The sequence below is a fragment of the Paraglaciecola sp. 2405UD69-4 genome, assembly GCF_047525415.1.
GTDB lineage: Bacteria > Pseudomonadota > Gammaproteobacteria > Enterobacterales > Alteromonadaceae > Paraglaciecola.
In genome coordinates this window covers 487,555-512,844 of sequence record NZ_JBLIXM010000001.1, presented here as the reverse complement: position 1 = coordinate 512,844, position 25,290 = coordinate 487,555, and the positions used below count along the sequence as shown (strand labels likewise).

At 39.2% G+C, this 25,290-nt stretch carries 29 protein-coding genes; 11 read left to right on the top strand and 18 right to left on the bottom strand.

Annotated elements, in window-relative coordinates:
• Positions 1-41: 41 nt before the first annotated feature.
• The gene (gene tpx / locus ACMUMK_RS02315; protein ID WP_414699513.1) at positions 42-536 is read right to left on the bottom strand and encodes a thiol peroxidase; all 495 of its coding nucleotides are present in this window, start codon (positions 534-536) and stop codon (positions 42-44) included.
• 119 nt (positions 537-655) lie between these two features.
• Between tpx and ACMUMK_RS02310 the strand changes: the two genes are divergently transcribed.
• Entirely contained in the window at positions 656-1,186 is a 531-nt protein-coding gene (locus ACMUMK_RS02310; protein ID WP_414699512.1) for a hypothetical protein, read from the top strand.
• Here the strand turns inward: ACMUMK_RS02310 and folA are convergent.
• The 4 genes from folA to rplU all read right to left on the bottom strand — a co-directional run bounded on the left by folA (position 1,155) and on the right by rplU (position 3,665).
• Entirely contained in the window at positions 1,155-1,682 is a 528-nt protein-coding gene (gene folA / locus ACMUMK_RS02305) for a type 3 dihydrofolate reductase (protein ID WP_414699511.1), read from the bottom strand. The genes ACMUMK_RS02310 and folA overlap by 32 nt on opposite strands.
• Before the next feature lie 88 nt (positions 1,683-1,770).
• The gene (gene cgtA / locus ACMUMK_RS02300) at positions 1,771-2,940 is read right to left on the bottom strand and encodes an Obg family GTPase CgtA (protein WP_414699510.1); all 1,170 of its coding nucleotides are present in this window, start codon (positions 2,938-2,940) and stop codon (positions 1,771-1,773) included.
• A 140-nt stretch (positions 2,941-3,080) separates the two neighbouring features.
• Positions 3,081-3,338 (bottom strand): 50S ribosomal protein L27, encoded by a 258-nt coding sequence (gene rpmA / locus ACMUMK_RS02295; RefSeq protein WP_414699509.1) that lies wholly within the window; start codon positions 3,336-3,338, stop codon positions 3,081-3,083.
• A gap of 15 nt (positions 3,339-3,353) precedes the next feature.
• Positions 3,354-3,665 (bottom strand): 50S ribosomal protein L21, encoded by a 312-nt coding sequence (gene rplU / locus ACMUMK_RS02290; RefSeq protein WP_414699508.1) that lies wholly within the window; start codon positions 3,663-3,665, stop codon positions 3,354-3,356.
• Between the two features lie 243 nt (positions 3,666-3,908).
• Between rplU and ispB the strand changes: the two genes are divergently transcribed.
• Positions 3,909-4,880 carry an octaprenyl diphosphate synthase gene (gene ispB / locus ACMUMK_RS02285; RefSeq protein ID WP_414699507.1) on the top strand — a complete coding sequence of 324 codons (972 nt, stop codon included), beginning with the start codon at positions 3,909-3,911 and terminating at the stop codon, positions 4,878-4,880.
• 42 nt (positions 4,881-4,922) lie between these two features.
• Here ispB and ACMUMK_RS02280 read toward each other — a convergent pair whose 3' ends face one another.
• Genes ACMUMK_RS02280 through ACMUMK_RS02270 form a run of 3 tightly spaced genes read right to left on the bottom strand, consistent with a single transcriptional unit; the run spans position 4,923 to position 6,954 of the window.
• A complete protein-coding gene (locus ACMUMK_RS02280; protein ID WP_414699506.1) occupies positions 4,923-5,873 on the bottom strand; it encodes a DUF4097 family beta strand repeat-containing protein in 951 nt (316 codons plus the stop codon).
• A gap of 24 nt (positions 5,874-5,897) precedes the next feature.
• A complete protein-coding gene (locus ACMUMK_RS02275; RefSeq protein WP_414699505.1) occupies positions 5,898-6,395 on the bottom strand; it encodes a hypothetical protein in 498 nt (165 codons plus the stop codon).
• Positions 6,388-6,954, bottom strand: a complete 567-nt coding sequence (locus tag ACMUMK_RS02270) for an RNA polymerase sigma factor (RefSeq protein ID WP_414699504.1) — start codon at positions 6,952-6,954, stop codon at positions 6,388-6,390. The genes ACMUMK_RS02275 and ACMUMK_RS02270 overlap by 8 nt, the downstream gene beginning before the upstream one ends.
• A 160-nt stretch (positions 6,955-7,114) precedes the next feature.
• On the opposite strand from ACMUMK_RS02270, the gene ACMUMK_RS02265 reads away from it, so the two are divergent.
• Positions 7,115-7,645, top strand: a complete 531-nt coding sequence (locus ACMUMK_RS02265) for a DUF5655 domain-containing protein (RefSeq protein WP_414699503.1) — start codon at positions 7,115-7,117, stop codon at positions 7,643-7,645.
• Positions 7,646-7,690: 45 nt separating this feature from the next.
• Complete coding sequence (locus tag ACMUMK_RS02260; RefSeq protein WP_414699502.1) at positions 7,691-8,329, top strand: MOSC domain-containing protein; 639 nt, start codon at positions 7,691-7,693, stop codon at positions 8,327-8,329.
• Between the two features lie 65 nt (positions 8,330-8,394).
• Here ACMUMK_RS02260 and rplI read toward each other — a convergent pair whose 3' ends face one another.
• From rplI to rpsF, 3 genes are read right to left on the bottom strand one after another with little or no spacing between them, the layout of a single operon-like run.
• Complete coding sequence (gene rplI / locus ACMUMK_RS02255) at positions 8,395-8,847, bottom strand: 50S ribosomal protein L9 (RefSeq protein ID WP_414699501.1); 453 nt, start codon at positions 8,845-8,847, stop codon at positions 8,395-8,397.
• A gap of 15 nt (positions 8,848-8,862) precedes the next feature.
• Entirely contained in the window at positions 8,863-9,090 is a 228-nt protein-coding gene (gene rpsR, locus ACMUMK_RS02250; protein WP_133471395.1) for a 30S ribosomal protein S18, read from the bottom strand.
• Complete coding sequence (gene rpsF, locus ACMUMK_RS02245) at positions 9,090-9,497, bottom strand: 30S ribosomal protein S6 (RefSeq protein ID WP_414700313.1); 408 nt, start codon at positions 9,495-9,497, stop codon at positions 9,090-9,092. Before rpsF ends, rpsR begins: the two co-directional genes overlap by 1 nt.
• A 657-nt stretch (positions 9,498-10,154) precedes the next feature.
• Between rpsF and ACMUMK_RS02240 the strand changes: the two genes are divergently transcribed.
• Positions 10,155-11,006 carry a trypsin-like serine protease gene (locus ACMUMK_RS02240; RefSeq protein ID WP_414699500.1) on the top strand — a complete coding sequence of 284 codons (852 nt, stop codon included), beginning with the start codon at positions 10,155-10,157 and terminating at the stop codon, positions 11,004-11,006.
• Between the two features lie 137 nt (positions 11,007-11,143).
• On the opposite strand, the gene ACMUMK_RS02235 is transcribed toward ACMUMK_RS02240, so the two are convergent.
• A complete protein-coding gene (locus tag ACMUMK_RS02235) occupies positions 11,144-12,292 on the bottom strand; it encodes a dipeptidase (RefSeq protein WP_414699499.1) in 1,149 nt (382 codons plus the stop codon).
• A 385-nt stretch (positions 12,293-12,677) separates the two neighbouring features.
• Between ACMUMK_RS02235 and ACMUMK_RS02230 the strand changes: the two genes are divergently transcribed.
• From ACMUMK_RS02230 to ACMUMK_RS02215, 4 genes are all read left to right on the top strand, one after another.
• Positions 12,678-14,750, top strand: coding sequence for an amidohydrolase family protein (locus ACMUMK_RS02230; RefSeq protein WP_414699498.1), 2,073 nt, complete (start codon positions 12,678-12,680; stop codon positions 14,748-14,750).
• Positions 14,751-14,982: 232 nt separating this feature from the next.
• Positions 14,983-15,534 (top strand): RidA family protein, encoded by a 552-nt coding sequence (locus ACMUMK_RS02225; RefSeq protein WP_414699497.1) that lies wholly within the window; start codon positions 14,983-14,985, stop codon positions 15,532-15,534.
• Positions 15,534-16,481 (top strand): MBL fold metallo-hydrolase, encoded by a 948-nt coding sequence (locus ACMUMK_RS02220; RefSeq protein ID WP_414699496.1) that lies wholly within the window; start codon positions 15,534-15,536, stop codon positions 16,479-16,481. The genes ACMUMK_RS02225 and ACMUMK_RS02220 overlap by 1 nt, the downstream gene beginning before the upstream one ends.
• 8 nt (positions 16,482-16,489) lie before the next feature.
• Positions 16,490-17,659: an FG-GAP repeat domain-containing protein gene (locus tag ACMUMK_RS02215; protein ID WP_414699495.1), complete on the top strand. Its 1,170-nt coding sequence runs from the start codon at positions 16,490-16,492 to the stop codon at positions 17,657-17,659.
• A 108-nt stretch (positions 17,660-17,767) separates the two neighbouring features.
• Here ACMUMK_RS02215 and ACMUMK_RS02210 read toward each other — a convergent pair whose 3' ends face one another.
• The 3 genes from ACMUMK_RS02210 to ACMUMK_RS02200 all read right to left on the bottom strand — a co-directional run bounded on the left by ACMUMK_RS02210 (position 17,768) and on the right by ACMUMK_RS02200 (position 21,012).
• Entirely contained in the window at positions 17,768-19,252 is a 1,485-nt protein-coding gene (locus ACMUMK_RS02210) for an SLC13 family permease (RefSeq protein ID WP_414699494.1), read from the bottom strand.
• A gap of 159 nt (positions 19,253-19,411) precedes the next feature.
• Positions 19,412-20,458, bottom strand: coding sequence for a FecR family protein (locus ACMUMK_RS02205; RefSeq protein WP_414699493.1), 1,047 nt, complete (start codon positions 20,456-20,458; stop codon positions 19,412-19,414).
• Entirely contained in the window at positions 20,455-21,012 is a 558-nt protein-coding gene (locus ACMUMK_RS02200) for an RNA polymerase sigma factor (RefSeq protein WP_414699492.1), read from the bottom strand. The genes ACMUMK_RS02205 and ACMUMK_RS02200 overlap by 4 nt, the downstream gene beginning before the upstream one ends.
• A 555-nt stretch (positions 21,013-21,567) precedes the next feature.
• Between ACMUMK_RS02200 and ACMUMK_RS02195 the strand changes: the two genes are divergently transcribed.
• Both ACMUMK_RS02195 and ACMUMK_RS02190 read left to right on the top strand, forming a co-directional pair.
• Positions 21,568-21,792 (top strand): TonB-dependent receptor plug domain-containing protein, encoded by a 225-nt coding sequence (locus ACMUMK_RS02195; RefSeq protein ID WP_414700312.1) that lies wholly within the window; start codon positions 21,568-21,570, stop codon positions 21,790-21,792.
• A 119-nt stretch (positions 21,793-21,911) separates the two neighbouring features.
• A complete protein-coding gene (locus ACMUMK_RS02190) occupies positions 21,912-23,054 on the top strand; it encodes an AI-2E family transporter (protein WP_414699491.1) in 1,143 nt (380 codons plus the stop codon).
• A gap of 57 nt (positions 23,055-23,111) precedes the next feature.
• Here the strand turns inward: ACMUMK_RS02190 and ACMUMK_RS02185 are convergent, their stop codons facing one another.
• The 3 genes from ACMUMK_RS02185 to ACMUMK_RS02175 form a co-directional block, all read right to left on the bottom strand.
• Complete coding sequence (locus ACMUMK_RS02185) at positions 23,112-23,690, bottom strand: CBS domain-containing protein (protein ID WP_414699490.1); 579 nt, start codon at positions 23,688-23,690, stop codon at positions 23,112-23,114.
• Between the two features lie 57 nt (positions 23,691-23,747).
• Complete coding sequence (locus ACMUMK_RS02180; RefSeq protein ID WP_414699489.1) at positions 23,748-24,065, bottom strand: hypothetical protein; 318 nt, start codon at positions 24,063-24,065, stop codon at positions 23,748-23,750.
• 179 nt (positions 24,066-24,244) lie between these two features.
• On the bottom strand, positions 24,245-25,111 hold the full coding sequence (locus ACMUMK_RS02175) for a MipA/OmpV family protein (protein ID WP_414699488.1): 867 nt from the start codon (positions 25,109-25,111) through the stop codon (positions 24,245-24,247).
• Positions 25,112-25,290: the final 179 nt, after the last annotated feature.

Genomic DNA, 25,290 nt, shown 5'->3' with positions numbered 1-25,290 from the left:
AAAAAAAGCCTCATCAGAGGCTTTTTTATTTTTTATAAGTGTTAAAGCGCAGCTATAGCGGCTGTGTAATCTGGTTCTTCCGTTGTTTCAGCAACTTGCTCTGTGTAGATAACTTTACCTTCTTCATCTATTACTACAACACTACGAGATAGTAATCCAGCCAGTGGGCCAGTAGTAAAGACAACACCATAATCCTTGCCAAAATCACTACGAAAAGAAGAGCCTGTCAAAACATTTTCTATGCCTTCGGCGCCACAAAACCTTGCGCCAGCAAAGGGTAAATCAGCAGAAACACAAAGTACTTTGGTCCCCTCTAAGCTTGTAGCCTTTTCATTAAACGTACGAATAGAAGTAGCGCAAACCCCAGTATCAACAGATGGGAATATATTTAGAATCAGTTTAGAACCCTGATAGTCAGATAAACTGATCTCAGATAAGTCTGCACCAACTAGAGTAAAGTTAGGAGCTTGCTCACCTACAGAAGGCAGCTCACCGCTAGTCTCAAAAACATTTCCTTTTAAAGTCACATTAGCCATATACATACTCCAAGTTTGTTAAGAAAGAAAAGTGTACCGCAAATTGTTTATTGGTATCGTATTAGTTCGAAGTTTTCCGTTGTATTATGGCTTTTTTGCGACTTTTCAGGTACCTATATATGTCATCGACTCTGCGACTAACCTTGTCTGCGACTATCTCTTTTGCCTTTTATTTTGCTTGGTCATATTGGGCAAATAGTTTAGTAACCGAAAACACTGCGGTTTTATTAAGGTCAGCACTGGTCCAAGGAACCTTAAGTGCCACTATCACCATACTATTTACATATATTTTGGAAAAAACGGTAGGAAAGTTTGAAAAGAGTTATATTTCTTTAATATTTGTAGTTCCCATCATTTGCACAGTTCATTCAAAAACTAAGCAGAATGTTGCTATTTTTAAAACATTCAAAAATGTATTAGATAAATCGGCAACCTATCTAAAAAATAACGCCTTACCCGGAACTACCTTAGCTCCTTTACTTCCCATAAGCATTCAAGGAGCCATAGCAATTACTGTCAATATTATAAATCAAACACCAAATTTATGGTTAACCGTCACACCTAGCATATTGATTACTGCAATTTACGGGTATATTTATACTTTTACGCTATTAATATCTAAGCCTGCTCAGCCTGTTTCACAAGATTAATAAAGTGGTAAGAATATGGGTTTGCGTCGTCACCTTTAAAAGACTCTTTTGACTCCTCATTCCAAAAATATTGACCTTCATAATCTGGAAAATAGGTATCTCCCTCTACATCAAGATCAATATGTGTAAGGTATAAGCGATGACACACAGGTAAAAAGTGCTGATAAATTGTTCCGCCACCTATAATCATTACTTCTTGTTCTACTATATCCGTAGAGTCAAAATGGTCCTTGGCAAGGTTAACTGCTGCATCACAATCGCTGACCACTGACGCATCACTTAAAGTAAAGTTAGAATTTGAACTCACCACAATATTCAAACGCCCAGGCAGAGCACTGCCTATCGACTCATAGGTCTTTCTACCCATGATTATAGGCTTACCTAAAGTTACCTTTTTAAAGTGTTTTAAATCTGCAGGAAGGTGCCAAGGCATAGTATTATTAAAACCAATAACACGATTATTTGCCATAGCGGCAATCATTGAAATTTGCATCATGAATATATTACACGTTTGAATTTATCAAAATTTGAGGGAGCAATTCATCAAAGAACTGCCCTCATAGCTCAGAGTGCTCTAGTGAACTCTATTCTTTGGTATAAATAACCTCAAAGTCATCATCACCTTCAAAATCGTCGTCGTCATCAAAATCATCATCGTCCATAGCAGTGCCGCTTTCAAAGGAATCTTTTTGTGGCGTGTCCCATTTAAAGCCGCCATCATCGTCTACTGGCTCTGCTACTTCTTCAGGTAATGCGTCGATAAAGTCCATGGCATGGTGACATAACTCTTGAGTACCAAGCTTTTGGAAAGCAGAGATTTGGTAATACTCACCTTCCCAACCAATAGCTTCTGCAATACGTTTACATTCAGCTTCGGTTTCTTCTTCTAGCATCAAGTCAACTTTGTTAAACACTAACCAACGTGGCTTAGCAGCCAATTTCGGACTGTACTTTTCTAATTCACCGACAATCGCTTTAGCGTTATCTACAGGATCTGTGCCGTTAGCAGGCATTAAATCCACTAAATGCAATAACACCCGGCAACGTTCTAAATGCTTCAGGAACTGTATCCCTAAGCCCGCACCTTCAGCCGCACCTTCAATTAATCCGGGAATATCGGCAATAACAAAACTACGCATTGCATCTAAACGCACAACACCAAGGTTAGGCACTAAAGTAGTGAATGGGTAGTCAGCCACTTTAGGCTTAGCAGCGGATACACTGCGAATAAATGTCGACTTACCCGCGTTTGGCATCCCTAATAAACCTACATCGGCTAGTAGCATCAGCTCTAATTTTAAGTTTCTGATTTCCCCAGGAGTACCATTTGTTTTTTGTCTAGGCGCCCGGTTAGTACTGGTTTTAAAACGCGCATTTCCCAAACCATGATAGCCACCTTGAGCAACTTTCAATCTTTGCAAATGCTTAGTCAAATCACCTAAAACTTCTCCGGTGTCACTGTCTGTAGCTCTGGTTCCAACAGGTACTTTCACCTCTAAATCAGAACCACCTCGACCGGTACAATTAGCACTTTGTCCGTTCTTTCCTCGCTCGGCGCGGTGAAACCGTTCAAAACGATAATCAATCAAGGTGTTTAAGTTTTCGTCAGCGACTAAATAGACACTACCACCATCACCGCCATCACCGCCATCGGGGCCGCCATCAGGGACATATTTTTCTCGGCGAAAACCAACAACGCCGTTGCCACCATCTCCAGCTTCAACGCGGATATCAGCTTCATCTACAAATTTCATGACTTACTTAACACCTTGATAATAAAACGACTTAAACCAGTATAGCGTGTAAAACTTTAAAACAAGTAGTACATAATTTATACGGGTTAAACAAAAAACCCCGCATAAAGCGGGGCTTTTAAAAATAATACACTCACTGCTTATTCAGCAACAATGCTCACAAATTTGCGATTTTTTGGACCTTTAACTTCAAATTGAACTTTACCATCAGATAAAGCAAATAAAGTATGGTCTTTACCGATACCCATGTTGTCACCAGCGTGGAATTTAGTACCACGTTGACGAACAATAATGTTACCAGCTAATACAGACTCACCACCGTAACGCTTAACACCTAAACGTTTACTTTCTGAGTCACGGCCGTTGTTAGTACTACCACCAGCTTTTTTATGTGCCATTTGTAATTACTCCTATTAAGCGCTAATGCCAGTGATTTTCACTTCTGTGAACCACTGACGGTGACCCATTTGGGTACGTGAATGCTTACGACGACGGAACTTAACGATTTTTACTTTCTCGCCACGTCCATGAGTTACAACTTCAGCAGTAACCTTTCCACCACTAACAAAAGGTGTACCAATCTTAATATCGTCACCATTGCTCACCATTAAAATATCATCGAACTCAACTGACTCACCAGGAGCCACTTCGATTTTTTCTAGGCGAACGGTTTGGCCTTCAGCCACACGGTGTTGTTTGCCACCACTTTGGAAAACCGCGTACATAATTAAACTCCGCTCTGTGTCTCTTGACACTATATTCAAAAACAGGGCGCGAATTGTACGTGAAGCGATATCACCAAGCAAGCCCATTTTTTAATTAATTTGGTTAAATAACCAACGTTTTACATTATCACTGTACTATTATGGGATATATATCTAAGTGTGACTGGATACCCTATTAAAATTCTGTAAAATCCGTCTGCGAATTTAATCGTATGGAAACTGTAGCTTATTAAAAGTGAAGGCATGAAATTAGAAGACATCAATAAACTAGCGCACCAAGATATGATGGCTGTAAATGAATTAATTCAACAGCAGGTCAACTCTGACGTTTCACTTATCAATCAACTTGGATTCTACATAGTCAACAGTGGTGGCAAACGCTTACGTCCATTAATAACGGTGCTTGCAGCAAATGCCGTAAAAATTACCAATAACGATCACCATACCCTTGCCACTATCATAGAGTTTATTCACACTGCCACCTTACTACACGATGATGTTGTTGACGAATCTACCATGCGCCGTGGTAAAGAAACTGCCAATGCAGTTTTTGGTAACCAAGCAAGCGTGTTAGTAGGTGACTTTTTATATACACGCTCTTTTCAGATGATGGTAAGTTTAAAACGTATTCGCGTAATGGAAATCTTATCAGACGCAACTAACGTCATATCTGAAGGCGAAGTATTACAGTTAATGAACTGTAACGATCCAGATACAACCGAAGCCAGTTACATGGAAGTCATTTACAGTAAAACAGCTCGCCTGTTTGAAGCTGCTACATTACTTGCTGCTGTACTTGCAGACGAATCAGAAGAAATTGAAACAGCGATGCAAGATTATGGAAAGTATTTAGGTACTGCATTTCAACTTATTGATGACGTACTTGACTACGATGCCGATCCAGATGAAATGGGTAAAAATGTAGGTGATGACTTAGCTGAAGGTAAGCCTACTCTGCCATTGCTGCATGCTATGTGGAACGGTAACGACGCCCAATCCAGTATGATAAAACAAGCAATTGAAACCGGTGACGGTATGCAACACTTCGATGAGATTATGGAAGCCATGAAGCAAGCAGGCTCTTTAGAGTATACAAAAAGTCTAGCGATAGAAGCATCAGAACAAGCTATTAACGCTTTAAAGCCAGTCCCCGACTCAGACTATAAAAAAGCCTTGATTGGACTAGCTAAAATCTCGGTACAGCGGTCAGCATAACAGTTGCTAACCGCTATAGCCCTTATATGAATATCGATAAAGCTATTTAGTACTTAACTTTACTTTGCCACTCACTGTAGATACATCTACTTCAGCATGACCACCATTTAGTGAAAACTCTAACCAGCGACTGGGCCCATACTTAGCTTTTTGCATTTTATCATCAGATAACAAATTCTTGATAGAACCGCCCGCGTGAGCTTGAATATCGAACCTTGCTGAAACCTGCTTTTGAAAATACAAGTTAATTCCACCATCTACAGAATAAGCTTCAATATCACCACTTTTTAAGAGACTAAGGTTAGCTTCAATATCGCCATTTACTGTACTCACACTTAACTGCGAAACGTCACCAAGCTCTAGTTCAATATCGCCATTAACCGTACCCACATTAATTTCTTGGCTTTTGCTAACCACTTTAATATCGCCATTCACAGAGTCATAACTATCGCCATTCCCCCCCGAGCTTACTGAGTTGATATCACCATTAACCGTTTCTATTTTTACATCACCTATAAGCTCTTTGGCTGAGATATCTCCATTGACTGACTCCAGATGAATGCGTCCAGCCAAGGCTCTACTGTTAATACTGCCATTTACAGTATCGATACTCGCTCCTCCTTGGACACCTTCAATATCCACATCGGCATTAATAGCGCTGTAATAAACCTTACTTAGCCGCGGTACATAGATATCTAATATATCTCCTTCATCATCCCCCCAACTATCCCACTTTCGATGTTTCTTTACTTTAACTTCAATCATGACTTCATCATTATCATGTTTAAAAATAAACTCTTCAGTGTTATCACCTAAGGTCCCCACTACCCTAACCTGGTTTTTGTCCCAACCTTTAATATTGGCTTTACCGTTAACATGTTCAATTTTAATAAATGCATCTTGGTCAACATCGGCAATGCGATCAATCTGCTCACCAGCCCAAGCGGTTACAGCTACACAAGATAACAATACGCCCATAATTAACTTTTTCATTTAACTCTCCTTAAACTTCACAGTTTAAATATGCGACCACTTTGGTGAGTGTACTCGCTCAATTAGACTTATCTGTTGTTGGTGCACGCTTTGCAGCATTTTTAACAGCGCCATATTATTTGGATCATTCTGTAACGCCTTTTTAATGGCGTCAGCGGCATCATCTAGTTCAGCAAGTTGATCCTGCCAATTTTCGGTTAACGCAGTCTGATTTTGCAGTTTGACTAGTAGTTCGTTTTTTTGCAGCTCATGTTGCTGGCTCAATGAAGCAACTAAATCATCTCCTGTTAACAACACCAATTGCGGACTCATAGAAAACCATCCTAATAAGCTAACCAGCGCAACTGCAGCCACCGCCAAAAACGTCTTACGCCCATCATTAGCTGATTGCTTTTCTTGTGATAAATCATCTCTAGAAATAGCCAGTTCAATACCTGTCCACAGCTCTCTTTCAGGCTGTTTTTCTTTGTTAATACCTTTAATTTGCTCAACTAACTTCTTTTCAAATTCGGCATTATTCATGACTCATCCACTCCTGTAACAACTGCTTGGCCCTATGAAACTGAGATTTACTGGAGCCTACTGCCATGCCCGTCATAGTGGCAATCTCTTCGTGGCGATACCCTTCAATGGCATGTAGCACAAAGACAATTCTTGCTCGCTCGGGAAGCCTAACCACATAGCTTTCTAAATCAACAGTATCGCTTGACGACTCGGTTTCCTCGTACATAGCGACAGAATCTTCAATGTTAAACATTTTCTGAAGCCAGCCTTTTTGTTTACGGATATAAGAAATAGTGACATTAGACGTAACTGTATGTAGCCAAGTCGAAAACTTACTTTCGCCTTTATAATTATTTATCTTTCGCCAGACCTGAATAAACACCTCTTGAGTAGCATCTTCGGCTAAGGTTTTTTCTCCCGTCAATCGATAACACAACCCATACACTTGCCCAATATATTGGGAGTACAATATGTTATATGCTTGTTTGTCGCCGTTTTGCACAGACACAATTAAGTCTTGCTCACTTTTTGTGGCAAACTTATGCTGGGCAGCAACAACATTTCCTTGGGTAGTCAAAATCAGGTAATTCTCTTGTCTAGTTGCATCTTTAGTCGCAAAGTAGAAGGTAAAGGTTTAAAAGGCTCAATAAAAAAGCATACACTAATATCCTATGAAATACGGCTAGCCAAAAGGCACTTTTAACCTTTAGTCACTTAGCTCAAAAATAGGTGGGATCATGGAACAAAACTTATTAGAAAAAACAGGCAAAACATTAGAGCAATGGAAGCAGCTATTAGCCACCCGCTCTTTTAGCAAACATGGAGAAATCATGACCTTTTTGAAGAAAGAGCATAATATTACCCATGGATTTGCAAATTTCATCACCTTAAAGTTTCGTGAAACCGATGCAGCATCCTTTAGTAATGATGACCTAATTGCAAACCAATACTTAAAGAAAGAAAACCTAAAAGATATTTTCAACGAGCTCGACCAACACATAAAGTCACTTGGCGCTGACGTTATAGTCGCCCCAAAAAAATCTGCGGTTAGCTACAAAGTAAAACGCCAATTTGCTTTAATTAAACCCAGTACCAAAACTCGGATTGATCTAGGTTTGAAATTTAATGACAAAGGCAACACTCAAAGATTAGAAACGTCCGGGCCATTTGGCACAATGTGTACACATAGGGTTCAAATAACCCAACCAGAACAAGTAGATAGTGAATTATTAAACTGGCTTAAAGAAGCCTATCTAGAGGCTAAATAAGCCCTCTTACAAAACGTAAACTTTAATGATTGAAAAAGGATAATAATGAAGGTTATTGGTTTATACAAAGCTCAGCTTAAAAGAATCGGCCCTAAAAGCGAATTAACAGGTATCTACAAATACCCCACCAATACAGCAACAGTCGACAAGCTAGGTATAGTCGGTGATATTCAAGTAGACAAACGATATCACGGTGGGCCAGAGAGAGCCCTCCATCAATATTCTCTGAGCAGTTATGAAAAAATCATAAAAGCTTATCCTTTGCTATACAGAAAGGCCAAAGTAGGCTCTATGGGTGAGAATATAAGCGTTGGCACTATGAACGAAACAAATGTTTGTATTGGAGATACCTATGAGATCGGTAAGGTAGTCGTTCAGGTATCAGGACCAAGAATGCCCTGTTTTAAAATCTCTGAAAAATTTAGTACACCAGGCCTAGATAAGTTTATCGCAAAACACGGAATTCATGGTTGGTATTACCGCATACTAACAGAAGGCAGCTTTGCAGTAGACGATCAAGTGACTTTAGTTTCTCGGCCAAACCCCACCTTGACCATTGCAGAATTTTTAAAACTCGCCCAAGGTAAAACCACTCCTAAAGACGTTTTACAAAATGCCAGTAAAGCAGAAGGGTTAGACCCTGAATGGCAAGAAACCTTGCAAAGAAAAGCAAGCAAATCCTAAATATGATACATAAAAAAACACCGCTAAATTAGCGGTGTTTTTATAAGCGTTACAACAAGTAGCAATTAAGCTTCTTGAATGATAACCAACTTGATAGTGGCAGTAACGTCTGAGTGAATTTGCAAATCGATTTCGAATTCGCCAGTTTCACGTAAAGTACCAACAGGTAATTTAACTTCAGATTTAGTTACTTCAACACCAGCAGCAGTAATTGCATCAGCGATGTCGCGAGTACCGACAGAACCAAACAATTTACCTTCATCACCAGCTGGAGAAGCAATAGTTACTTCACCCAATTCAGCGATTTTATCTGCACGAGCTTGTGCTGCAGCATGTTGTTCAGCGATTTTCGCTTCCAACTCAGCACGACGCTGTTCAAATTTTTCAACGTTTACTTTAGTAGCGGGAACTGCTTTACCTTGTGGGAACAAGAAGTTACGCGCGTAACCTGATTTTACAGTGACTTTGTCACCCAAGCCGCCTAGGTTAGCGATCTTGTCTAATAGTATAATATCCATCTCTGCTACCTACGATTACTTGTGAGAATCAGTATATGGAAGCAACGCCAAGAAGCGCGCACGCTTGATAGCAGTTGACAACTGACGCTGATATTTAGCGCTAGTTCCAGTGATACGGCTAGGTACAATTTTACCACTTTCAGTGATGTAATTTTTTAACATAGCGATGTCTTTATAATCGATCTCAGCAGCACCTTCCGCTGAAAAACGACAGAACTTACGACGTCTAAAAAAACGAGCCATTATGCTTCCCCTTTTTCTTCGGCAGCTGGTGCTTCAGGAGCAGCGGCAGCAGGTTTGTCATATGATTTTTCTTCACGCTTTTCACGACGTTCTTCTTTAGCCATTGGCGATTGCTCTGTAACAGCAGCTTTAGTACGCATAACAAGATTACGTAAAACAACATCATTAAAGCGGAAAGCAGTCTCTAGTTCTTCAACAGCTTCTGCAGTTGCTTCAGCATTGATCAAAACATAGTGTGCTTTGTGAAGTTTATCGATAGGGTAAGCCAACTGGCGACGGCCCCAATCTTCTAAACGGTGAATTTGACCACCCTCTTGGGTAAGAATTCCGGTATAACGCTCGATCATACCTGGAACTTGTTCACTCTGGTCAGGGTGAACCATGAATACGATTTCGTAATGACGCATCATATTGCTCCTCACGGTTGTAGTCTCAATAGCACAGCCAAGCTATATAGAGACAAGGAACTAAAAGTTAGTGACTGTTTTAAGCGGCGCGGATTGTATATAAACTGGGCTTTTTGTACAAGGTTTATTTAGCTTTTAGCCTAATTAATGTCATTTCATGACGAAATGCTCAAAACAATAAGAAAAGCATCGCAGTGCGACTAAGCATTCGCGTTGCGCACCGCCTTCATTTCGTCCAACTGACTTTTCTTCAACAGCCAAGGTTAGTAAGCAAAAATTAATAGGGAATAAATTTGAATATCCACTGGATAATCCCAAGGTGAAATGCAAAATCACATTTCAAAATAAAGCTATGTTCCAGACACACTCCTAATCCATCAAATAATTAACTTTACTACCAAAGGGTAATAAGCTGCTCTTAACTACAGACAATCGCAATGCTCGAATGTCCCTATTCAGGGATTCGACAAACCATTTATTCAATGTGGAATGTATAGTCGCAGGTTAGTCAAGGTCATGACTTTGTGACTAGTAATTAACATGAATATTCTCATGCAGAGCTATTTAACTCTTAAAATAGCCACAAAGATTACACTTGTAATCGACATTCTATAATACTAAGCTCACCATACTAAATTTATATACGAAGCGGTGAATATGAAAAAACTACCTCTAGCAGTGTACTTCTTAACTTTGTTTAGTATGTCTACGTCCGCGATTGTCTTACGTCACGATGTTCCTAAAAATAAATACGCAGCTTCTTGGCAAGACTTTCCAGCATTGGCACAGTTTTATATTGATGGAGCGCACGGTGTACTAGTTGAGCCGACTTGGATTATTACAGCTGCACACACTACTTTTTGCACAAATCCGGGAAGTACTATTTTAGTCGGAGACAAGAAAGCCATCGTTAAACAAAGGTTTGTACACCCCGGTCACACACCAGGTGTAAGCCATGATATCGGCCTGCTAGAACTAGAGTCACCCATTACACATGTGCAGCCAGCCAAAATGTATGTGGGTAATGAAGAAGTAGGAAAGGTTGTCACCTTCATTGGCGCTGGAGGTACAGGTATAGGCACTGAAGGTCAGACCGTTGACAATTATGAAAATAAAGGTGTTTTGCGCAAAGCAAATAATACTGTTGAAGGTGCTAACGGGCCACTACTTGAATTCATTTTCCATCAAGGAGAGAAAGCTTTGCCACTGGAAGGCATTGGCGGAGGTGGCGACAGCGGTGGCCCTGCTTTTATAAAAAACGGGCAGGACTATATCGTATTAGGTGTAAGTTCTCGAGGAGAAATAGGTAGCATCATTGGCAAATATGGTAATCATGAATACTATTCTCGACTATCTTTTTTCAGGGATTGGATAAGAAAGGTAATATTCGGCAATAAAGAAACAAGAGCGGCTATGGCCTTACCTAAGTTAAAACATTTAATGCCTGGCTTAACTGAAGAAAACCTACCTGATATTTGTGCTGATATCAGCATTCCTTCTGAACAATAAAATAATCGCTAACGAAGTCCATGAAATAACAATTAGGGGCAGATGAACATTAAACTGCAGTGGCAAAAGCCCCCTTCACTTTAAGTGACTCTGCCACTACCTTTCTTTTCATATAAGAACGACAGCTTATTTTCGAACTACTTTAAAACTTCGTCATAATAACGTATCCAGTTTAGACCTAATATTTTCTCAATATCTCCAGTGCTATATCCTCGTCTATCGAGGGCTTTGGCAACATTTAGGAACCTTTCTGGTGCGTCTAATTCTGGGATCCATGCTGGCCACTGAACTTTGTAAGAAGGTTTAAAACGTGTAAGCCTAGGGGTATACCAATTCTCTTTGGTGGCGCCCGAAGCTTCCAGCCCTTGCACAGCAAAATCAGAGGCAACAGCAACGTGGTCAATTCCTCCTATCTTAACTGCATGATCAATATGATCTATATAAGTTTCTAGTGTGGTCTCTTTTCTTACTTTTGGCCCAAGCATATAACCTAAAGAAATAATTCCAATCACCCCGCCTTTATCCGCCAATGCCTTAATCTGTTTATCTGTTTTTGCTCTTGGGTGGTTTCTATGAAGCGCTTCGCACATTGTGTGATTGCAAGATGCCGGAGCTTTACTAAAATGAATCCCGTCATCAGTAGTTTTTGGCCCGCAATGTGATAAATCAACAATAATACCCAAATCATTCATTCTCTCTACAGCTTCCACTCCAAAATCGGATAGACCAGAATTAGTTCTTTCTGTTGAGCCATCTCCTAATAAGTTGCGCTGATTGTAAGTTAACTGAATCCATCTAGTGCCTTTTTCATAAAGGAGGTCTATGTTATCAATTGACCTTTCAATCATTGTTGAATTTTGAAAACCAAATAAAACTGCGGTTTTGTTTTCTTTTTTCGCTCTAATGAAGTCTGCTGCAGTTGTTGCAAAAAGTAATTTATCTGGATTGTCTTCAATTCTTTGATGCCACTCTGCTATAGAATTTAAAGCAAGTTTTAGGTTGTAAGACACAAGCGAAGCAGCAAACCCTGTGTAACCCGATTTAGGTAAGGCATCGAAAGAATCTTGATTCCAACCTCTTGGAATGACTAAACCATCAATAACTATCGATTTTTTATACAACTCTTCGATATGCTTTTGATTCGATAAATCTAACTTTGAGTAAGCCAATTCCTCAGTCGCAGAACTTACAAGCCCGTTACTGCTTCCAAAAGCACGACTTATTTGGCTTTGAGCAAGTGCACCTATTGATATCATTTTTAAAATAGTTCTGCGTTCAATATTCATTGTTCTAATTTTATTCCATCTATCAAGTTTAAAACTCAGTTAGGTCATCAAGTATAGATACCACTAAACCACCAGTTAACTGATAGCCCCTCTGAGCTAGCAGCTATGAGTTGTAAAATTATGAATTCATTTAATGACTTCTACCCGTCGACTTATCAGACACTTTAGTGACTGAAAATCCCCCCTTCAAAACAAATATTTTCTTAAATTCCTATCTTTTTATTATTCTTAATTTCTTAATGGGGGAAAACCTAGTTTTACGTGTCTTTTTTATAACAATTTACTAATTCGATATTTGTTCGTTTTTCTTGAAGCCTGTTGGCAACATATTCAGAACGACAACATGTCACCTAACAATAACAAGAGGCAATTTGTGGAATTTTTGTTGAGAAATAAACTAAGTCTATTAGTGACTAAATTAGCTATAACACTCACTTTTATATTAATTGGGTCAACAGGTTATGCTAAAGAATCTAATGACAAATCTTGGCAAAATCTTTACGAGGAATCTTCATTTCAAGTATATAGAAGACAATCTCCTATAGGTGAAGAGACATACAAGATAGCGTCCGATAATGAGAAAATAATAGTTAGCTCATTACAAGGAGAAAATGAAAGAGGTCGTAAAGTTGGGGTCGTTACCGAACTCTACCTTACTAATACACTTAAACCTTTGTTTTATTCCAGTAAAATCGTTAGAGGAAACCAAAACCAATCACTGTTTATTATGAATACTGATTCCAACTCAGTTACCTATACAGAAAAAAACTTCGACTCTGTTACAGTAAAAAAGCCAGACATTTTTTTCCCTGTTCACAGTAACATTTCTGCAGCTGCAGAAATGATGCTGTATCACTATTATTTACAAAATGGCAAGCCCAAGACTATCCAAACATTTCCTAGAGGTGAAGTATCTATTACTTTTTCTAAACAGGATGAAGTAATTGTTAACGGCCAAAAAGAAATACTAGATAGATATGTTACTACCGGAATAAACTGGGGTGGCAGAACGGTATGGTTAAACCAAAAGGGTGATCTAGTCGCATTGGTTAAAGCCAACACTCAAATTAGAGAAATGGTACGCAAGGGGTATGAAGATGCATTACAGGTTTTCATTGATGGAAATGTAGAGGAACAACTCAAGCAACTAGCTACATATACCAAGAATACTAAAACAGAGGCAGCACCTTTAACCGCCTTAGTTGGTGCAGATATAATTACCGGCCTGAAAGAAGACATCATGAAAGATATGACGTTAATTTATCAAGGCAAAAACATTGTCGAGATTGGCAAACGAACCGAAGTTAATATTCCTAAAAATGCTAAAACTATTAACCTTGATGGGAAAACGCTCATTCCAGGGCTTTGGGATATGCATGCGCATTCGAATCAGGTTCAGTGGGCCCCTGCATATTTGGCTGCAGGTGTAACAACCATACGAGACAATGGCAATGAAGTTGAGTTTGCCACAGCATTTAGAGATGCAGTTGCTGGAGGGCTTGTAGGGCCGGATATTTTACTAGCAGGCATGACCGATGGTGCTGGTAAAAAAGGCAATGGTGTGATTAGAGCAAGATCTCCTGAAGAAGCTCGTAGCGTTGCCCGAATGTACCATTCAAAGGGGTACAAACAGATAAAAATATACAGTTCAATGGAGCCAGACATAGCAAAAATATTGATAGATGAGGCTAAAAAGTTAGGAATGAGTATAACCGGTCATGTTCCTACTAAAATGCCAAGCATTCGCGCCGGCATTGAAATGGGAATGAACCACCTAAGTCATCATAGTATCTTTTTGAAGATTCTTTATCCCGACAGAGAGCCGTCCTCTTTAAAAAGCCTTTACCTAGTAGACAATGCATTTACTCAAGAAGACCTAGCGAGTGCTACAAAATTTTTACTAGAACACAATGTCGCCCTTGAGCCAACGGTAGCCTTGGATGTCGCTAGAACAATGGAATGGGGGGAGAAAATCGAAACCTTAGAACCTGATGCTTACCGAATTGCGTACGAACTATGGGAGGGTAAGCGCTTACGAACCGGTTTTTCTCCCGAAGACACTGAAAAAGGGATTAAGAACTATAAAACCGCTATGGATGTAATTGGACATTTTCATCGAGCGGGTATACCAATTATTGCTGGCACAGATAATGTTGTGCCTGTTTTCAGCCTTTGGCTAGAACTAGAGTCATTTCATAAATTAGCTAAAATGACACCATTGGACACCATTCGCTCCGCAACTATTGTTCCAGCACAATTAATGGAAATGGATAAGTTAACAGGCACCTTAGAAGTAGGAAAAGAAGCCGATATAGCAATACTAGATAAAAACCCACTTGATAACATAGAAAACTTACGCTCAGTAACTGCAGTGATAACCAATGGGAATTACTATCAAAGCAAACCTCTTTTTGAAGCTGCGGATTTTAACCCTAATCGTAACCCCATTTCGAATTAGTTAGTACACAACTGAGGTGTAAGTTGATTTCACATTAACTTACACCTTTCACTGCCATCATCCCCACAAAGGCACTACTTAGCTTTTATCACTGAAAAAACATCCACTTGCTCTAAGTGTTAATACTTATGGGGGATTATTGGCACTTAAGTGTCTAATACCTTGAACTACAACAATTGCAATTTTAAGTCATGCATTTGAAAAAATAGACAAAACTACAAGAGAATAGTCCATGAAAAACCCAAAACTTTTAAAGCTCCTAATATCTGGAATTTTTATTACTACTTTAGGACTGGGCAGCAATGCCAGTGCAAAACAAAACTCTAGCCCAGAGACACGATTGCAAGAGCTTAAAATCACCCTGCCACCAGCGCCCAATCCAGTAGCCAACTATGTAAATGGTGTAAGAACTGGCGATCTAATATTTCTAGCAGGCAAAGGGCCATACTATCCTGATGGTACAGAACTACGGGGAAAGGTAGGAAAAGATGTGTCGATCGAACAAGCATATGAAGGTGCTCGCCAGACAGCCATTAATCAAATGGCTGTGCTAAAAGAAATGTTGGGCGATTTAGATAAAGTTGTACGCATAGTAAAAGTATTGGGAATGGTTAACTGCGAGCCAGACTTTATTCAGCAACCAGCAGTCATTAATGGCTTCTCAGATTTAATCGTAGAGGTTTTTGGTGAAAAAGGTAAACATGCTCGTGCAGCAGTAGGAATGGCATCGTTACCCCGAGGACAGTCAGTTGAAATTGAAATGATTGTAGAAGTGAGAGATTAATGATGAAAAAAAATCATTTTTTGCGTTATTTTCTGCTTTATTTCTCACTTTTACACATAGCAGGGACTAGCGCAAAAGAAGCCGCTATAGGTGACTCTCCAATAGAGATGACATACTTAGGCAGTGCAGGATGGATTATAAAGGATGGAGATATAACCGTTCTCCTTGACCCCTATGTATCTCGTCTACAATTGAAAGGACGAGAACTTGATGGTGATGACCGTAAAGTCTACTCTGTGAATGAGGTGGGCCCAACTAATACGGCACAAGTAGATAAACTTATCACAGATGCCGACTATATATTAGTACATCATAGCCATCATGATCATTTAGGTGATGTACCCTATATTGCTAAAAAAACTGGAGCAAAAGTAATAGGTACAGAGACAACAAAAAGCATATTAATGTCTTATGGTGTGCCAGAGGAACAGCTTTATGTGGTGGTAGGTGGTGAAGATTACCAATTTGATAACTTTTCTGTACGGGTATTACCTTCCATTCACTCTGCTCTAAATAACAAGCTTTATCACGATTCTCGTCGATACGATAGCAATAGCAATTTAAAAGCACCGCTAACAATAGGACAGTTTGTAGAGGGTGGCTCACTTATGTTTCTTGCAAGGTTCAAGAATAAGACAGTGTTAACTATGGGCTCAATGAACTTCTTACAGCGTGAAATTGCTGATTTAAAGCCTGATATCCTATTGGCGGGTGTAAATGGGTCAAGATTAAATATTTACAATTATGATGAACGTTTGATTAAATTAACTGGAAAACCACCAATCGTAATCCCAACACATTGGGATTCGTTTAGCTGGCCCTATGATGTTTCCCAAAAGGTAAATGTGGATAAAAAACTTAAGCCTTTCAAAGAGAATGTACTTAAAGTCGCTCCAAACACTGATGTGATTTTCCCAACACATTTAAAGACAATAACAATAAATTAGGTAGTTTTATGTACTCAAATATTTTTAATATACGTTTGTTGTATCTAAGCAGCAGCTTAGCCATTTGTCCGTTTTTCAGTCAAGCTATTGGCAATGAAATTAGTTATTCAAACAAAGCTTCATATCCCATTTCCGTTGAGCCTTTTTACACTGGAGGAGTCGCGTTAGGGGATATGGATAATGATGGCGATATTGATTTAATTGAATCCAATGGACGTCATTGGTCACAGGCAAATTATGTATATCTAAATGCTGAAAATAGAGGTTTTACAAGCCGAATTAAGTTAGGAGATATCGATACCACATCATACAGGGCTATTCTAGCTGATATGGACGCTGATGGTGATCTAGATATTATCCAACCAAATGATAGGCTTGAAAACCAGATATTCTTTAACGATGGCCATGGCAATTTTAACATCATAAAACCATTTGGCAGCATCCAATCAAACACTCGAAGTATCACAGTAGCAGACATTGATGGAGATAATGATCTAGATGTCTTAGAAAACTGTAGAGGCACTCAAAATCTAATATTTTTAAATGATGGCAAAGGAAACTTGTCTTCTACAGATAGCAAGGGCAACCAAATCACCTATGGCAAACTGAATGATAAAACGCTGGCAGTAGCCGTTTTCGACATGAATAACGATGGTTTTGTTGACCTAGTACAGGCTAATCGCAACGGCGGCCAGAATAAAATATTGCTTAATGATGGAAACTTAAACTTCACTAAGTATATAGATTTTGGCTCAGGCAATGATGACACCAGAGGCGTAGCTGTGGCAGATATGAATAATGACGGTTTACCGGATATTGTGACAGCAAATATCGGTGAACAAAACACTGTCATTTTGAATAAAGGTGATGGGCATTTTGTTATCAACCAATCTTTCAGTTATGAAAAAGGAAGGAGCTATGCCGTCCTAACATATGATTTGGACAATGATGGCGACAGTGATGTCGTTATCGCAAATGACAAAAATTACAATGAAGTTTACTTAAACGATGGGAGCGGAAAGCTAACGTTACTATCAGAGATTGGTGGCAAGGATGACAAAACTTACGCGCTAGCAATAGGTGACATTAATGGTGATTTACTTCCAGATATAGTTGTTGGTAACTCAGGCTCAGCTAACTTTTTGTATCGCCAAAAACTAGTTAAATCCAAACAATAATCAAAGCACATAAACAGGTAATATCCTATTTTGTTGTAAAGATTTAAGTTTTAATGACCTCACCACAATACTAAAGCCTAAATTCACAAATTGATTTAGGCTTTTTTTTCAGCTCAAAATTATTGGCACCCAATAGATTGATAATGAAGTTAGCAATAACACACCAATAATATTCATAATAATTCCCGCTTTCGCCATTTGAGGTATCTTAATAAAACCTGATGAGAAAACTATTGCATTAGGTGGTGTTGCTACCGGCAACATAAACGCACAACTTGCAGCCATTGCAATAGGTACGCATAGCATTAACGGGTCTATACCTGCTTCTACTGCAATTGCTCCCATAATGGGTAACAAGGTCGCAGTTGTTGCTAGATTACTGGTTAACTCCGTAAGTAGTACAACTAAAAGCACCGATGCTAAGACTAACATAGACACTCCCAAAGTCCCCAAAGGAGCTAGACTCTGTCCCAACCACAATGCTAAACCACTATCAGCGACGGCTGCCGCAAGGGATAACCCTCCACCAAACAACAGCAACACTCCCCAAGGTAGTCTTCCTGCTTCATGCCAAGTCATCAATTGTGGTTGGTGCCTGTTACCACTAGGAATAATAAACAAAAGTATAGCAGCGGCCATGACAATTCCAGGATCGGATATACCAGGTATATCCCAAAAAATTGCGATTGGTTTTCTGAGCATCCAAGCTACGACTACAACTGAAAATATAATCGCGACACGCTTCTCAGCAGCAGACATTGGGCCAAGATCCGCTCTAAGTTTTTCTATATAATTTGCTGTTTCTTTGTTTTCGGGAATACGGACAGGATATAGCAATTTAGTTAAGGTTAGCCAAGCAATAGGAAGCAATATCATAGATACCGGAAGACCAACTGCTACCCACTCTAAGAAACTTATTTCGTAATCATAATTTTCGTTCATGAAGCCAACAAGTAAAGCATTAGGGGGGGTGCCGACTAGCGTGGCTAGCCCTCCTATAGTTGCTGAGTATGCAAGGCCAAGTAGCATGGCAATTTGAAAATTACTTTTTTCTTTTTCTGTAAGGTTTGGCTGATTATCCAATATAGTCGCGACAACAGATAACGCGATAGGCAAAAGCATCAAAGTTGTGCTTGTATTCGTCATCCACATAGATAAAAACGCACAAGCGAGCATAAAGCCACCAATTAACTTTGCACCATCTGTGCCCGTCAAGGATAAAAGAAACAGGGCCACTCTTCGATGCAAGTTCCATCGCTCAACAGCTATGGCTAACAAAAACCCACCTAAATATAAGTAGATAATAGGATTAGCGTAGGGCTCCGCAGATTCCCTTAAAGACTTAATGCCAAGAGGTTCAAATACAACTATAGGAAGACAAGCTGTGACGGAAACAGGTAAAGCCTCTGTTGCCCACCATGCCGCCATCCAAAGGCTAATTGCCGCTGTTTTCCAAGCGACAGGCTCCATAATATTTTGAACACCAGAAAATAACATCATTAAAGCAAACAATGCTGGCCCTAAAACCAAACCTACATTTTGATAGGTGGGGCGATCTTGAGTTATCGCTTTTGCTTGAGTGCTATCATTCATAATTCTATGTTTCTCTACTTAAAAGGTGTTTTATGGCGTTACTGGCCTTAGAAGGTTTATTTTCCAAAACCTTACTCAATGAGTTTTTTATAAGAAATAAACTGGTTTTGTAAATCGAATATAGAGCTGCACTAACATAGTTAGACACTCCCAAGTAAATCATCCCCCATTACTCTTCAAATTTTTCTTACGTAATATATATCTACCCGGACGAAATTCTTTTGCTTGAACATCCAACCTACTCAACATATCGAGGAATGTTTTTGTATCACCAATTGCGACTGACCCGTTCAGATAAATATTGGGTAAATTATTTGATGCTATTAGAAAACTTCCTTCAATATATCTTTCAAACTCTTCTACAGCCTCAGGTAGAGGCACTTGTTTCCAAACCAACATGCCATTTAACCAAGTAGGCTTTGTGTTTGAGACCTCACCAATTTGTTCTGGATAAGCCTGGCCCGCCTCTAACTCAAACCCTTTCCCCTCAATGACGTGATTGGCTTTATAATCATATTCGGACAGAATTGCTTTCGCGACGGGAGGTATAACTTCTATTTGGCCTGAATAAACTTGGATTTTTTTCATTGAAGGTAAATCAGCGACATAAAAAGAAGTAGGCCCTGAGTTAATACTACCGAAGCTGGTTTTGACATTGAATGGCCGCAAGTCATTTGAAATATCAAAAATAGCCTCACCCTTTAATAAAGTAAGTTGTCGAAGTTCATCCGTCATATGTACTTCAATGAGGCTATCAGTATTTAGAAAAATAGTGGATTCATCAGAAAGGACAACATATTTTTGTTCCCCTTTTACTGTAAAATAAACATCCGGCTTTGGCTCAAGAAATACAAGCGCTAAAAAGCCGAGTATTAGGAAACATAGGGTTGCTTTTATACTCCAACTTGGTGCGCTCCCTCTGTTACCTACTGTAGACTCAATAGTCATAGTACGAGCGTGTGAAATTGGCACTATATCTTCATGCTCTAACAGAACATTGAGTTCACTCAGCGTGCTTAATTTAGCCCATACAGGAGTGAGTTCTTCGTATGCCTTCGCGTGAATAGGATCACTTTGTAGCCATATCGCGAAATCGACTTGATCTTGTTTGGTTACTTCTTCAGAGTCTAAACGAGCAATCCATAGTGCAGCCTCATCAAGTTTTTCGTCTGGGATGTTGTCAACAACCCATTCAAATATTGTCATGAAGCCGTTTTCTTAATCTTCGCTGAGGGGTCGTTACCTTTTTTGATAGATTTGAATAATAGGTGTGTATAACGAACTCCTTTCGCTAAATGCTTTTCAACAGTTTTTATCGATACTTGTTGTCGTTCTGCAATTTCTTTATATGATAATTGCTCAACATGCCGCAAAATGAATGCCTCTCGACATTTTGGAGGAAGAGTATTAATCGCATCAAGCACTTGCTGAAGATCTTGCCGAGCTTCAATCTTGCTTTCAGTATCATTTTCCTCACTTTGTTCTTCTTGAACCTCTACATTTTCCAGAGCTTTCTGCTGGTTCTTATTTCGTCGAAATTCATTCAAAGTAATGTTTTTAGCTGTCTTATACATATAAGCTTTTAGATTAATGACATTACTAATTTTATCAGTAGATTGCGCTCTTATAACCCTTTCACAGGTGTCTTGCACAACATCTTCTGCCTCAGCTACATTTAGAGACATTCCACGCAAAAACCTGAATAACCCAGGTAGCGCATCTAGAATTATTTTATCAAATTTATTATTTTTATTTATCATGATAAGTGGGAATTTTAACTCAAAATTAACAGATTAAATTTCAATCAACCTGCCATAAGGTCCTATTATTACTAAATAATTTACGTAAATACAATAGTAACTAAAAAATTAAGTTCCATGTGTAACTTAATTCTAAATACCAAAAATTTAAAACATCAGTGGGGGGATCAACCATCAAAGGGCATCTAGTTTATGCATAATAAATGCATTTTTATTCGCTCATAGGTCAAACAAAACTTTCAAATGTTAATGTAAATTAAAAAAATCAGCTCTACAAAGGTGTTGCCATTGAATTGTCGTTGATGACATTTCAAACAAACGCAGCTGAAAGTACCGATGCAGAAGAAGTAGGAAGTACTGAAAATATTGAGGTGACAGGTTCTAGAGTATAAAGAACCCAATTTTCTTTCCCTGTACCAGCTCAATCTCTCACCATAGATGATTTAGAAGCGATTGGTGCAAACGAGCTTAGCGAAGCTATTACAGAAATCCCAGCTGTAAGTCCGGCATCACAACTGAAGCATCACAGAGTAGCGCCCAAGACAGCGAACTTACATCTATCTCTTCAAGAAATATTGTTCAGAAAGAACACTACCTCTTATCGACGATAGAAGAACAGTAGGTAACACCTCAACTGGTAGCACAGTTAGCCTATCTACTATTCCTGATGCATTTGTTGAAAGAATTGAGGTCATTTCTGTAGGGGCTTCAGCACTTTATGGCTCAGATGCAGTTTTAGGTGTAGTTACTATCTTTACAAAGCGTAATTTTGAAAATTGAAATCGTCATTAACAAGTGCTCCCAAATGATTGCTTTTTAACATTTAACCTGTAGTTTTAGCTTGGTATGGCCCAGTGCTCTGGGTTAAGCCACTAGCCTTTTCGGAACATAAAACTAGCATGCAAGAAACAACAAACAGTGATCAAAACGATAAAAGCTCAAATAGCGCTAGGTTAATTGATGTCCCCAGCATTCAATGGATACTCGTATTAGCAATAATCTATACGCTTTACTTCGCTCAAACCCTCATCATTCCCCTAGTGTTAGCTATATTGGTTGCTTTACTACTTTCTCCATTGGTATCAATTTTACAGAGGTTCCATGTTCCTCCAGCTATATCATCCATTGCACTTTTATTAGCCCTTGCTACCCCATTTACTTTAGTGGGAATGGAGTTGATAGAACCCGCACAAAAATGGGCTAAGCTTATTCCCAAACTTTCCTCACAAGTCACAGAGCAAGTTGAGTCTTTAAGCGATGCATTTGAAGAAGAGGCAGCCCAGCAGCGTGCTAGTCAAGACCGATTTAGTTTATTTAACTGGTTCTCTCGAAAACCACCAGAGCAACCAGTTAAGAACAACACCAGTAGCCTAGTTACAGACCGCATTAAACAAAATGGCACAGAGCTGTTGATAGACACACTTGGTGCCGCCCCAGTATTTTTTGCTCAGCTATTGGGATGTGTGATCTTAATATTATTTCTGCTTATTTTTGGGCCTAGCCTTTTTAAAGCCTTTATTAGAGAAATGCCAACGGACGAACAAAGGGATAAAGCCAAGCGTTTAGTTACTATGACGCAAAAGCAATTATCTAAATACATAATCACCGCCAGTGCTATTAATTTAGGGCTAGGACTATCAACGGCATGCGCCTTGTACTTTATTGGTTTAGAAGATGCCTTGTTATGGGGCGTAATTGTAGGCTTACTAAATTTTATTCCTTATGCAGGTTCTGTAATAGGTTTAATCATTTTGTCACTGGCGGGTATAGTGCAATACGGCGTAACACCAATAGTGTTAATGCCGCTAGGCGCTTATCTTGTGCTTAACTTTATAGAATCGCAAATCATCACACCCACAGTAATGGGCAAAAATATGCTTATTAATCCACTTGTTATTATGGTTTGGCTACTTATTTGTGGCTGGTTGTGGGGCATAGTTGGTGTATTGATATCAGTCCCATTATTGGTGTGTATTAAACTGGCATTAACTGAACTGAATATTTGGAAGAACTGGTTGCGTATTATTGAGGCCAGCAGTTAAGGCCCCAATTACACCCCTGTGTTCAAACTAAGCTTAAGAACACAGGGAGGGTTTTATTTACCGGCTACCGGCTACAGCTAACATGACCTCTTTAAAGTTTTGAGGTTTAGGGGTAATTTGAACTGGCATATGCAAAGTTTTAGCTATATCAATCGCCGAAATCATCCCAATAATTTCCTTATTGGCTTCTGAAATAACTAATAAATACAGCGTACCAACCGCTCGCATGGTTTCTAAAACATCACCAATTTTTGAATTAATAACATGCTGCAGTTGTATTGCTGTACATGCAGCTTTAGGTGTCATTAAGTGTGAAACCGTTAAGTCTTCTCGGTGAAGGTTTAGTTGATTTGCTATGCTCAGCACACGAGAGCTTTGTAAATCAGCCAAAGTAACTATACCTACAAATTGTTCTTGATCATTTCTTACCAAGGCTTTGCTCATGTGGGTATTTTTAAGTAACCCTGTCGCCTCTTGAATGGTCATATCATCGAATAAAATAAGCGCGGTGTTATTAGCAAAACTAGCCATAATCTCGATAGCTGGGCTGTCTAACTGTAAAGGTATATTTAAAGATCTGTGGCTAATTTCATAGCCGTCTAAATTGCTAATAGGTAAATTTTTGAAAGTCGACATAGTGCGAACTCCTTAGAGCTAAAATTAAAAAATAAAGTAACGGTGTAATAGGATTTTTTAATTTAAAGGTGGAGCTCTAGGGTTAACAAAGTAGTCATAATGACAAAGCGCTGCATCACAAGTATCACCCTGTTTCTTTTGACTAAGGGCAGTAAAGCTAGCAACACCAGTATAAGGAAGAGATACATCAGGGGTGTCGTCGTCATCAAATACAACGCCCACATCAGTAAATTCAGCGGTTAGGTTAGACGTAATTCCATCAAAATAACTTTCACTTTGCGCAAAGCTATTTGTAGAGAACATGCAAATCAAGTACATCACTAGCACGCTAAATAGCGGCCTAGTCATACTTGAAGTGTTAGTTGTAGTTCTCATGGTTTGTTCTTACATTTTGTGGTTAAAAATTGAGACAGATCAATTATCAGTAAGTTTCAATTAATTTTACTTTAATACTATTTTTCATAAGTTAAAATTAACAACTTTGTCTTACATTAATGAATGGGGCTGAATGCAGAGTTTACAAGCATCAAACGTACAATAAGTATTTAAGGTGACTATCTGCCCGAGACTTTTTGCTCGCTCTCCCACAGCTGCCAAACCATACCCACTCCAATTGAATAGGTGCTATTGTCTATAAATAAAGGACTATCTTCATTAGCTGCGCCACTATGAACAGAAGTACTCGCCCCTAAAAATACTCTTAAATCATCGGTCGCATTAAAGGACACACTTACTAATAAGCGCGTACCTAAGTACCCTGCTTTGGCGTCGTACTGATTACGCTGTGCGGTGACAAATTCTTGATCAACTTGATAAAAGTAATCGTGTAATTTTTCCGAAGCCCAAGTAGGCGACAAGCTAATAGACAAAGCCGTTTTTTCGCTAAGCCAGCCCCGTTGCCGATATCGTAAATCAGGCTGAAACACATAACCTCTATGGTCAATTCCCGAAAAGTCCGTTGAAAACACAGCACGGGTTTGCAAATTTAGAAACAGCTCGCCCTTACCATGGCGGTCAAACTCAAACTTTGACAATCGTAATTTCAACTGAGGACCCAGCTCAAAATTAAAATCTAAGTCAGGCATACCCACTCTTGCGTCGTTATCTTCGGAGTTAGCTCCAAATGAAGCTGCCAAAGAAAGATCTAATTCGTACCAACTTTTATCTAGCGCTACCGCTCTTGCGATAGAACCATCACCTACCCGTAGGGTTTCGCCTCTGTATATAAAATAGGGAACAGGCACCACATTTGTGTTGCTCTGATTCGACGCTGGATATTCTGGGTTATTGAACACACCTAAAAACGCACCTCCCTCCCACACTGGGCGCATGTCATCTTCTAACGTGATGTCTTCTTGGGCGATGGCCCCTAAAGGGAGTAACGCGAGTACTAACAATAAATAGCGAGTCGAAATCTTCATTTTGTTTCTTATTTTTAATAATTTGATCCACTTACCCCTGCCACTAAAAATCAGCGTACTTCAAAATGGAAACCCAAAAATTAGCAACAGAGATACGACACTTATAGGATTTTGCGTTGTTATAACAAAAATAAACAGCAAATTTTCTAACAAATTTCTTTCAATACCCTTGAGATAAA